Origin of the sequence: Limosilactobacillus galli, from assembly GCF_947381495.1 — a bacterium.
Classification (GTDB): Bacteria; Bacillota; Bacilli; order Lactobacillales; family Lactobacillaceae; genus Limosilactobacillus; species Limosilactobacillus galli.
In genome coordinates this window covers 44,914-54,916 of the sequence record NZ_CANCWK010000007.1, presented here as the reverse complement: position 1 = coordinate 54,916, position 10,003 = coordinate 44,914, and the positions used below count along the sequence as shown (strand labels likewise).

At 51.8% G+C, this 10,003-nt stretch carries 11 protein-coding genes; 8 read left to right on the top strand and 3 right to left on the bottom strand.

Translation table 11 applies throughout. From position 1 onward, the window contains the following. Positions 1-110: 110 nt before the first annotated feature. Positions 111-605 carry a hypothetical protein gene (locus QOS10_RS02980; RefSeq protein ID WP_283593616.1) on the bottom strand — a complete coding sequence of 165 codons (495 nt, stop codon included), beginning with the start codon at positions 603-605 and terminating at the stop codon, positions 111-113. A gap of 216 nt (positions 606-821) precedes the next feature. Between QOS10_RS02980 and spxA the strand changes: the two genes are divergently transcribed. The 4 genes from spxA to QOS10_RS02960 all read left to right on the top strand — a co-directional run bounded on the left by spxA (position 822) and on the right by QOS10_RS02960 (position 4,561). Next, entirely contained in the window at positions 822-1,223 is a 402-nt protein-coding gene (gene spxA, locus QOS10_RS02975) for a transcriptional regulator SpxA (RefSeq protein WP_283593615.1), read from the top strand. A 110-nt stretch (positions 1,224-1,333) separates the two neighbouring features. Next, positions 1,334-2,023 (top strand): adaptor protein MecA, encoded by a 690-nt coding sequence (locus QOS10_RS02970; protein WP_283593614.1) that lies wholly within the window; start codon positions 1,334-1,336, stop codon positions 2,021-2,023. 66 nt (positions 2,024-2,089) lie between these two features. Further along, positions 2,090-3,145 carry a competence protein CoiA gene (locus QOS10_RS02965; protein WP_283593612.1) on the top strand — a complete coding sequence of 352 codons (1,056 nt, stop codon included), beginning with the start codon at positions 2,090-2,092 and terminating at the stop codon, positions 3,143-3,145. Positions 3,146-3,184: 39 nt separating this feature from the next. Beyond that, positions 3,185-4,561 carry a C69 family dipeptidase gene (locus QOS10_RS02960; RefSeq protein WP_408621527.1) on the top strand — a complete coding sequence of 459 codons (1,377 nt, stop codon included), beginning with the start codon at positions 3,185-3,187 and terminating at the stop codon, positions 4,559-4,561. 42 nt (positions 4,562-4,603) lie between these two features. Here QOS10_RS02960 and QOS10_RS02955 read toward each other — a convergent pair whose 3' ends face one another. Continuing rightward, positions 4,604-5,236 carry a DsbA family protein gene (locus QOS10_RS02955; RefSeq protein WP_283593609.1) on the bottom strand — a complete coding sequence of 211 codons (633 nt, stop codon included), beginning with the start codon at positions 5,234-5,236 and terminating at the stop codon, positions 4,604-4,606. A gap of 155 nt (positions 5,237-5,391) precedes the next feature. Between QOS10_RS02955 and QOS10_RS02950 the strand changes: the two genes are divergently transcribed. The 3 genes from QOS10_RS02950 to QOS10_RS02940 are packed head-to-tail and all read left to right on the top strand — an operon-like array spanning position 5,392 to position 7,776. Continuing rightward, positions 5,392-6,078: a GTP pyrophosphokinase gene (locus QOS10_RS02950; RefSeq protein WP_283593608.1), complete on the top strand. Its 687-nt coding sequence runs from the start codon at positions 5,392-5,394 to the stop codon at positions 6,076-6,078. Continuing rightward, entirely contained in the window at positions 6,059-6,874 is an 816-nt protein-coding gene (locus QOS10_RS02945) for an NAD kinase (RefSeq protein ID WP_283593606.1), read from the top strand. The genes QOS10_RS02950 and QOS10_RS02945 overlap by 20 nt, the downstream gene beginning before the upstream one ends. Beyond that, on the top strand, positions 6,874-7,776 hold the full coding sequence (locus tag QOS10_RS02940; RefSeq protein WP_283593604.1) for an RluA family pseudouridine synthase: 903 nt from the start codon (positions 6,874-6,876) through the stop codon (positions 7,774-7,776). Before QOS10_RS02945 ends, QOS10_RS02940 begins: the two co-directional genes overlap by 1 nt. Before the next feature lie 98 nt (positions 7,777-7,874). Here QOS10_RS02940 and QOS10_RS02935 read toward each other — a convergent pair whose 3' ends face one another. Continuing rightward, entirely contained in the window at positions 7,875-8,903 is a 1,029-nt protein-coding gene (locus QOS10_RS02935; protein ID WP_283593601.1) for a lactonase family protein, read from the bottom strand. Positions 8,904-9,001: 98 nt separating this feature from the next. On the opposite strand from QOS10_RS02935, the gene QOS10_RS02930 reads away from it, so the two are divergent. Then, positions 9,002-9,856, top strand: coding sequence for a methyltransferase domain-containing protein (locus tag QOS10_RS02930; RefSeq protein WP_283593599.1), 855 nt, complete (start codon positions 9,002-9,004; stop codon positions 9,854-9,856). The last annotated feature ends 147 nt before the right edge of the window (positions 9,857-10,003 follow it).

The following is a 10,003-nucleotide window of genomic DNA, read 5'->3' as shown; positions in this document are numbered from 1 at the left end:
TAAATCAATGGTACAGCAAGTAACAAAAAACGATAAAGATAAGAATTCATCTTATCCTTACCGAATATCATAGAACCCCGTTTTTTATCATAAGAGATGAAAGTGATGAATTAACGTGTTGGCCGGTAAATTTCATCATAATAGTAGTTATCGGATCCAAGGGTAGTGAAGTTGGTCAATGACTTGAAGGAGTCGCTTTCACGCCAAGAAGTCAGGTCCTCAAAGTCATTCCAGGAGGTCAGCAGGACAAGGGTTGCCCCTTCGCTCTTACTAGCGACAGAGGTCAAAAAGACACCGTTGGCAATGCTTGGTGCATCTTCCACAATCTTATCAAGACTATTGTTAAGCAGGTTCTGCCGGTCCCCATTAACCTGGAATGATTGGTAATATAGAATCCCGTTCATATTAGCATTCGGCGATGCGTTCAGGATAGTAAGGACGACTGGTGACTTGAAGATGGAATCCTGTCCTGAGATGTCGAAGAGGGCAAGCTTATTACTGTGCGTGGATGCTTGCATCAACTTAAACTGGCGATCTGGGTTCTTTTTAATGATATCTTCTAATACTTGGTGTGAGCCAAATGTAAAACTTACTTTAGTTAACACGAAGATCCCTCCTAATTCAATGTATACGCTATTTATTATAGTACAGTTTGGCTTAAAAGATGGGGTTAAGTAGGCAATAATCAGATAAAGGTAAATTTACTTACAAAAAGTTAATAAATTTGTCAAAATCCCTTTTATCGCCTGTTGGAAAATAGTATAATATTAGTTGTATTAATGAATGTTGTCGTTACTAATGTTTAAGGAGGCTTTTATTTAATGGTTATTCTCTATACGTCTCCAAGTTGTACCTCTTGCCGCAAAGCACGTGCTTGGCTGCAAGAACACAATATTCCATTTAAGGAACGAAATATTTTTTCTGAACCGTTATCACTTGATGAGATCAAGAATATCTTACGAATGACGGAAAATGGAACTGAGGATATTATTTCTAAGCGATCCAAGGCTTACAAAAAATTAAACTTAGACTTAAATGAGTTGCCAATGAAACAGCTCTTTGCACTGATCAGTGAAAATCCGGGCTTGCTGCGGCGGCCAATCATCATGGACGATAAGCGTCTGCAGGTTGGTTACAACGAAGACGAAATTCGGCGCTTCTTGCCACGGAAGGTGCGGGCGATCGAATTGGCAGAAGCCCAGCGGAAGGCAAATCTCGTTTAATCTAAAAAGAGAAGCAGCGCTTGCTTCTCTTTTCTTTTGCTTTACTTTTAGGAGAAAGGCTTTAAAATAGTATTTAATGACTTAAATTGCGGATCTAGGGGGTGCTGCCAATGGAAATGGAACACATTAATAAAAACACGATTCGCGTCTTAATCAATAACGATGATTTAAATGCCCGTGGGATCACTATCCTAGACCTCCTGGGTGATCATCAACAAATCGAGGATTTTTTTTACAGCATCTTACGTGAAGTTGATACCGATCATCAGTTTCAAAACAACGATTCGGTGACGTTTCAGGTAATGCCGACAGAAAATGGCCTTGAGCTGTTTATCAGTAAGAGTGATCCCAATGATCCTGATAGCGAACAGGCGGCCAACAATAAACAAATCGCTGATTACATTAAGCAAAATCTGGCCCGCTCAGCAGCGCGGCAGAGACAGTCAGCAGACAGCGCTCAGCCGCAGCCAGTCGAGGCGCCGCAAGCTTCTTCAATGGAGCCGCACCAGGCGAACAGCTGGCGGGTGGTCGTTTTCGATTCATTTGAAAACCTGATTGACTTTGCCCGGATTGCGGAAGACGATGATGTTGTGAGCGAGCTTTATAAATACAATGGCAAGTATTATCTGGCCTTACAGTATTTTCAGCCGGTCGATGGTGATAGCCTGATCAAGGATAGCCTTGCACTGGCTCATGAGTACGGGAATCCCACCGCGGTAACGCCAGTATACCTGAGTGAGCATGGCAAAAAGCTGATGGCCGTATCAGCTTTGCACACTATTCGCCACTACTTCAACTAGCATCAAGCACGAGACCAATTTGGCTCGTGCTTTTTCTTTTGCCTCGCGTATATATGGGGTAGGGGGGTGAAGAAAGTGCTGGTTGCGATGAAGGCCGGTCACCTGATTTTAGCTGAAAGAGCCTGCGGCAGGGACGGCTACTCGTGTCCCGGATGCCATGAGCCGGTAATTCTGCGGCGGGGGCGGCACAAGATCGCTCATTTTGCTCACCGTCCGGGCAGCCACTGTCAGCTGGGCGAGGGGGAAACACCGGAGCACCTGCTTGGTAAACGCCAGCTATTGCAATGGTATCAGCAGCAGGGGCGCCGGGTAGAATTAGAGGTCTACCTGCCCCAGATCAACCAGCGTCCGGACCTGTTGCTGACCGACGGGAACAGACGGGTGGCGATCGAATTTCAATGCAGTCCCCTGAGCCTGCAACGCCTGTTGGAGCGTAATGCGGGTTACCGCCGCTGCGGCATTCATTATCACTGGCTGCTTGGTGCACCTTACCAGAAGCGCCATCTGCAGGCGGCTAAGGTGGCCCAGTTCACTCAGGAAGTTGGCGGTGCGCCCGCATTATTCTTTTGGGATACACGAGCAGGCCGGTTGCTGGTGAAACGCGACTTGGCCTGCTGTTCCTTTATCCGCCATTCGATATTGGGACCTAGGGCAATTGCCAGGTACCAAATGCAGCGGCTCAATGCGCTTCAGTATGGTCGGGGACAACATCCGACAGCTATTCTGCAGTTGGTTGCCGACCTGCCGAAGCATTGTCCGCTTGCCGCCTGTCCCCTGGTTTGTCACGACATCGTGCCCAGCTGGCCGACCCTCGATGAACCAGTAATCCTGTGGCGAATTCAAGTGGTTAAGGTCCTCATGAACCAGCCGCTTTTTCACTACTGGTCCGATGAAGATTGGCAAGCCTGGGTAGGCGGAATTACCGGTGCTCACTGGCTGGGCTATGGCTGTCTTGATGCCAGCGGCATGCACTGCCGTTTGATCGCCGCCTTTACTGCCGACCTGTTAAGCTGGCGGGTCCTGCTTGCCTGTCCCGGCGGCTACCTCCTTTTCAAGTATCCGCAGTGGTTTGCTAATGTTCAGGAAAAGCTAAACCTGCTTAATCGGGGTGGGCTTTCGTAAGCGATTGCATTAAAATAGAAGAAAAGGGGGATGAAAATAGTGGAAAAGCATACTTGTACGACACTCTTGGTGGGGAAGAAGGCCACGCTTGACGGTTCAACAATCGTCTGTCGTGAGGAGGACTACGGCAACGCCTTTGATCCGCAGCGTTTTGTTTACGTCAAGGCGGCCGATCAGCCGCGTCATTACGAGAGCAAGACAACGGCCTTTAAGATCGACCTGCCCGATGACCCGGTTGGCTATACGTCCACCCCGGATGCGGACAGCTCTGCGGGGGTCTTTGCGGCCGGGGGGATCAACGAGCATAATGTAGCGATGACCGGAACCGAGACAATTACGACCAACTCGCGGATCTTGGGAATTGATCCCTTCAATTCTACTGACGGAATTGGTGAAGAGGATTTCGTAACCCTGGTTCTGCCATACATTAAAACCGCACGGGAAGGGGTTGAACGGCTGGGCCAGCTGCTTGAAAAGTATGGTACCTATGAGTCCAATGCGATCTCGTTTGGCGACCATAATGAGGTCTGGTACCTGGAAACGATCGGCGGCCACCACTGGGCCGCGGTGCGGATTCCGGATGATGCCTTCGTGATTGCGCCGAACCGGCTGAACATTGCCGACTTTGACTTTGCGGCCGCCGATACTGCCTGTTCAGCCGACCTGAAGGAACTGATTGATCAAAAACAGCTCAACCCGTCCTTCGATGGGCACTACAACCTTCGGCAGATCTTTGGCAGCCAGACGATTACCGACACCCGTTACAATAATCCACGGGCCTGGTACGTTCAACAGCAGCTCAGTGATGCACCGGCAGGCCAGCCGACCGACCAGGACCTGCCGTTCATCTGCCACCCGCGGCACAAACTGGCGATCGAAGAGATCAAGCAGGTGATGAGCTCGCACTACCAGAACACGCCGTTTGATCCTTACGAGCATGACAGTGTTCCTTATCGTTCAATTGCCCTCAACCGGAACCTGGAGTTGCACATCTTGCAGATCCGTAACAACGTTCCTGCTACGATTGCCGGTGTTCACTGGCTGGCATTTGGCCCCAACGCCTTCAACACGGTGGTGCCGTTTTATGCGAATGTCAACGATACCCCGGCCAGCTACCGTGACACCCCGGCTGATTACGCTTCTGGCAACATGTACTGGCTGACGCATACCATCGCTGCAATCGGTGATCAGCATTATGCACAGGCCCGGCCGCTGGTTGAAGCGTATGAGCAAAAAGTGGTTGCAGCCACGCGGCAGCTGCAACGCACCACCGACCACCAAGTGAGTGGGGATGATCCGAAAGTGCAATTGACCCAGGCCAATAACCAGATGGCGGAGATTGCGATGAAGGAGGCCACGGCCCTGCTTGGCAAGCTCGTCAAGATTGCGTTTGGCAAGGCGAAGCTCCAATATTAAGAAATTAAAAAAGTGACCAGGAAAATCCTGGTCACTTTTTATTCATTTTTGAATGATTTTCAAAGACGGTCGGTGGAATTGAGCCGCAAACTGGGCCGCACTCTGCTGGTGGTCGAGCTTGTTTTCCCGGAAGGCCTGGATGAGGGTTTCGTAGTCAAAATCCGCAATCAGGTACCCGTAGTCTGTCTGGTCGGTATCGAAAACCACCGCGGTCGCTGTCTGGGTAACGCCCAACTCGGCGGCCATCTGCTGGTCCTCCTGAAAGGCCTGGTGGGCGAGCTTGGAACGGCGGTCCTCCATGAACATCTCCAGGTCGAGCTTCGCCTGCTGGGCAACTTGTTCAACGAGCTGCTGGGAGTAATCGGCTTGGCCCCTGACCATCGCGTCTTGGAGCCGCAGCAAGTAACACCGGCCCCGCTTGCGTCCCTGGAAGAGGGCGGCCTTGTAATCCAAGATCACCTGGAAGATGGTGTCGGCAACGTGCTGGCGAACCTTCAGATCACAACTGCTGAGGCCGTACAGCCGCATTGTATCCGTGATCGTCTGCATGTTGAACAGCGGGACAAACTGGTAATTAATTTTGGTATTCAATTCATGATCTACCCGTAAAACGTCATTTTCACAGCGGAAACAACGCATCCCCAAGGGGTTGACAAACAAATGAATCTCAAGCATCGACTGCTCCTCCAATTGATAGTAACTTTAATTTCTTTTGTAAACATTTTCAATTGTGGCAAAAAAAGGGCCGCTTGTAAAGTAAACTGCATTGGACCCACCAGGCCATTAAAGTATGCTAAAATAATATTCAGATTTAACAGGAGGCTTTGATAATGATTGAAAATTGGCAGCACTTCCTATTGCCATATCAACAGGCCGTCAATGAATTAAAGGTAAAACTGCGGGGGATGCGCAAGCAGTATCAGGAACAGGGTGAACATTCGCCAATCGAATTCGTCACCGGGCGGGTCAAGCCCGTCGATAGCATCAAGGAAAAGATGGTTCGCCGGCATGTCCAAGAGGACCGGCTGGAGCAGGATATGCAGGACATCGCCGGTCTGCGGATCATGTGCCAGTTCGTCGAGGATATTTACGTGGTGGTTGACCTGTTGCGGCAGCGCAGCGATATGACCATCCTGGAGGAACGGGACTATGTAACCAACGTTAAGCCCAGCGGTTACCGGTCCTACCACATCGTCATCGAATACCCGGTTCAACTCGTGACTGGGGAAAAGAAGATCCTGGCCGAGATTCAGGTGCGGACCCTGGCCATGAATTTCTGGGCCACGATCGAACACTCCCTGAATTACAAGTACCAAGGAGTTTTTCCAGAAGAGCTGTCTGCCCGGTTGCAGCGGGCGGCCGAGGCAGCTTTCCGGCTGGACAACGAAATGTCAGAGATTCGTGAAGAAATCAAAGAGGCACAGACCCTCTTCTCCCAGCGGACCGCGCAGCCGCTGAAGAAAGATGATAGACAGGACAAGGAGGATAGCACAAACAATGAGAGTAGCGATTTATAATAACGAAACGGCTGAATCCCAGCGGGTTACCAAGCTCCTGCGGGCCGAGATGGATAAGGCCGGGCTGGTGTATGATCAGGAGAAGCCTGAGGTTGTTGTCACCATTGGCGGCGACGGAACCCTCCTGTCGGCCTTTCATCACTACCAAAAGCAGTTGGATCGGGTCCGCTTCGTAGGGATCCATACCGGTCATCTCGGTTTCTACACCGACTGGCGGAACTTTGAAATCGATGACCTGGTCGACAGCCTGGTCAAGGACAGCGGGCAGTCGGTTTCCTACCCCCTGCTTGACATGAAGGCCGTCTACTCAGATGGGGTGGTCGACAGTTTCGTGGCCCTGAACGAGTCGACGATCCGCAACATCACCAAGACGATGGTGTGTGATGTCTACATCAATAACCAGCTGTTCGAAAACTTCCGAGGCGATGGTCTATGCATCTCAACGCCGACCGGCTCGACGGCCTACAACAAGTCAGTTGGCGGTGCAATCATGGACCCGCACAGTGTCGGCTTTCAGCTGGCCGAAATGGCCTCGCTCAACAACCGGGTTTTCCGGACCCTGGGTTCTCCAATCATCTTCGGTGCTGATACCAAGCTGATGCTGCGCCTGCGGGACGTTAACGGGCACGTGATGACCTGCGATCGTGACCAGGTTATGCTGAAGAACAAGAAGGGCCAGCGCTATCTGATGGAGCTGGCCTACCAGGTTTCGGATAAGAAGATCAACTTCGCCCGTTACCGGCACAATAATTTCTGGAACCGGGTCAAGGATTCCTTCATCGGTGGGACCCGGTAATGGAGTTTACGTGGAAATACCAGCACCAGGTGCCCCGGCGCCTGCGCTCGGCTCTCAGGATGGAAGGGGTAACCAGCTCCCTGCTGAAGGTAGCGATCTACCACGGCGGTAAAATGCTGATCAACGGTGAGGAAAAGTGGGCAGTTGATATGGTCCACCCCGGTGATACCTTCACCCTGGTGCTGCCAGCCGAAACCGGGAACGAACATGTGGAAGCCTACCCGGCACCCATCCAGATCGTCTATGAGGACCGTGACTTCCTGGTTTTAAACAAACCGGCGGGGGTAGCCACTGTGCCGGCCCACCATGTGGCGGTACCCGATAGCCTGGTCAACCGGGTTAAGTACTACTACCAACAGCAGGGGTACGAGAACCAGGTGATCCATGTGGCGACTCGGCTGGATAAGGATACCAGCGGCCTGGTAATCTTCCCCAAGCACCGCTTTGCCCACGCCGTCCTGGACCGGCAATTGAAACGCCACCTGGTTAAGAAGAACTACCTAGCCTTGGTGCAAGGACGGCTTGCAGCCCAGCACGGCTACATCGATGCGTCAATTATGCGGGATCCGGAATCGTTCGTTCAGCGGATGGTTGGCCGGGCCGGCAAGCCCTCGGTGACTGAGTATTGGACCCAGGACACCAATGAGCAGGGAAGCCTGGTGAAGATCCGTCTGCATACGGGACGGACCCACCAGATCCGAGTGCACTTTACCTACCTGGGCCACCCCCTGTTTGGGGATGAAATGTATAATCAGCCCTCAGCACTGATTGCCCGCCAGGCCCTTCATTGCTACTGGCTGCAGTTCTACAGTCCGTTTATGCAGGACTACATCACCGTGACGGCGCCTTTGCCGGAAGATATAAGAGCGGCTATTACGGCACTTAACTTGAGAGAACAATAGATAGAAAAAGGTCGGTGGCATTTGCCATCGACCTTTTAGTTTGCCCATCACCATAATGGGTGTAATGATGTTTGAGAGAACGTCAGATAATTTCTAAATTACTTCCACTTCATAACGCAGACTGGTTCTGGGCAGGCAACATCCTTTTGGAGAAGTTCCAGCTTACCAGTGTTAGCATCGCGCTTGTAGAGGGTCAGGTTGTCAGAATTCTGGTTGGAGGCCAACAGGTAGGACTCTTCCTTACTGAGGTTGAAGTCCCGTGGAAAGTCACCCTCAGTGGAGATGGACTGAATGTGCTTGACGGTGAAGTCTGGTTGAACAGCGAAGACTGCGATCGTGTTCTCACCCCGGTTAGAAGTGTAGATGAACTTACCATCGCTGGAGAAGCGAATGGCAGCAGCCCCGTTGTGAGCCGTCCAGTCATCCGGGATGGTCTTGATTGTCTGGACGTGGTTGAAGCTGGCGTCGTTGGCGTTGTACTTCAGGACTTCCAGCTTGCTGCTCAGTTCACCGAGCACGTAAGCGTACTTGCCATTCGGGTGGAAGGCGATGTGTCGAGTGCCAAAGCCGTCTTCACACTTGTAACGGGAAACAGCCGTCAGCTTGCCATCAGCAGAAACGTCGTAGACCACGATCAGGTCCATTCCGAGATCACAAACAACCAGCCGCTTGTCAGGGGTCAGGTCAGCAAAGTGAACGTGTGGTGCTTCCTGTTCTGGCCGGGGACCGGTAGCCCCTTGGTGGGTAACGGAATCGGTCTGCGTCAGGGTGCCGTCTTCGTTGATCCGGAAGACGTCCACCTTGGCCGTGTGGTAGTTGGCACTGTAGAGCAGGTGGCGTTCACGGTCGAGACCAACGTATGCCGGTGGGGCACCAGCGGCCAGGATCTTGCTGAGCATCTTGGCGTTGTCGTCCTTAAGGGAGTAGGATGCAACCCCACCCTGGTCATCGATCTGCTTGATAGCGTAAACCCGGTCGTTGCTGCCAACTTGCAGGTAGGCCGGCTTCTGTGATGGGATGGCCAGCCGGACGTTGGAGAGCTTGCCGGCATCATCGTCTAAGGTGACGGCATAGATTCCCTTACTGTCCTTCTTAGTATAAGTTCCAATTAAAAAATTCTCTTCCACTGTAAGAGCCTCCTTTGAAAATGCTTACTTATATAATAGCAAAATTATGACTATGGTAAACTATTAATGTTAAGAAAAATTAAAAAGGACGGATCGATGTGAAGAAGATAGAAAAACAGCGGCAGTTTGTCAGTCGACACCTGGACCTCTTTCGGTGCCCGACCTGCCATGAACCATTTACTGAACTGCAGGGGAACAGCATCATCTGCCGGCAGGGTCACCGGATCGATTTCAACAAGCACGGCTACCTGCACTTCCTGAATGGGGCGGCCGACACGGAATACGGTCGGGAGATGTTCCTGGCCCGGCGCCAGCTCCTGACGGCCGGTCTGTTTCAACCGATCATCCAAGCGATTGCGAAGGCTTTGCCGAACCGGCCGCTGAAGATTCTGGACGTGGGGACGGGTGAGGGAACGCCGCTTTACCAGCTGGCATCATTGCGACCGGGCCTGGACGACTGCCTGGTGGGTTTTGATATCTCCAAGGCGGGGGTGACGCTGGCGACGCAACTGGCAATGGAGGCCTTCTTCTGTGTGGCGGACCTGCGGCAGCTGCCGTTTAACGATCACTCGTTTGACGCCATCGTCGAGCTATTCTCGCCGTCGGACTACGCGGAATTCAACCGGGTGCTGGCTCCGGGTGGGACACTGGTCAAGGTGATTCCCAATGCCGACTACCTAGGGGAGCTGCGTCAGCTGTTGTACGACGATGAAGACCAACATGCCAGTTATGATAATTCCCGGGTTAAGGAGTTGTTTGCCAAGCATTACCCGAATTGCCAGACGCAGCGGGTTCGCTACCAGTTTTCGATCCCGGACGGGTTGCAAGCGGCCCTGGTTGAGATGACACCATTGCACTGGGGCCGGGGTGCCAAGCAGCTGACCCCGGCGGAGCTTGCGGCGTTCCACCAAGTGACGGTTGACGTCAGTTTATTAATTACTAGAAAATCTTAATAAAATGTTTGCATAAACGACAAAATAGTGCTAAAGTATCATATGAGAAATCGTTTAGCAGTTGACATCGAACAGATTCGTTGGTAACTGCTAAAGAGTACTTCATTAAAGCAGCGTTTCGCCGTGCCCACACCGAGACCCTGCTTT

Coding starts and splice junctions, on each gene's coding strand:
- QOS10_RS02950 (WP_283593608.1), top strand. CDS start 5,392: ATGATTGAAAATTGGCAGCACTTCCTATTGCCATATCAACAGGCCGTC.
- spxA (WP_283593615.1), top strand. CDS start 822: ATGGTTATTCTCTATACGTCTCCAAGTTGTACCTCTTGCCGCAAAGCA.
- QOS10_RS02970 (WP_283593614.1), top strand. CDS start 1,334: ATGGAAATGGAACACATTAATAAAAACACGATTCGCGTCTTAATCAAT.
- QOS10_RS02945 (WP_283593606.1), top strand. CDS start 6,059: ATGAGAGTAGCGATTTATAATAACGAAACGGCTGAATCCCAGCGGGTT.
- QOS10_RS02940 (WP_283593604.1), top strand. CDS start 6,874: ATGGAGTTTACGTGGAAATACCAGCACCAGGTGCCCCGGCGCCTGCGC.
- QOS10_RS02955 (WP_283593609.1), bottom strand. CDS start 5,236: ATGCTTGAGATTCATTTGTTTGTCAACCCCTTGGGGATGCGTTGTTTC.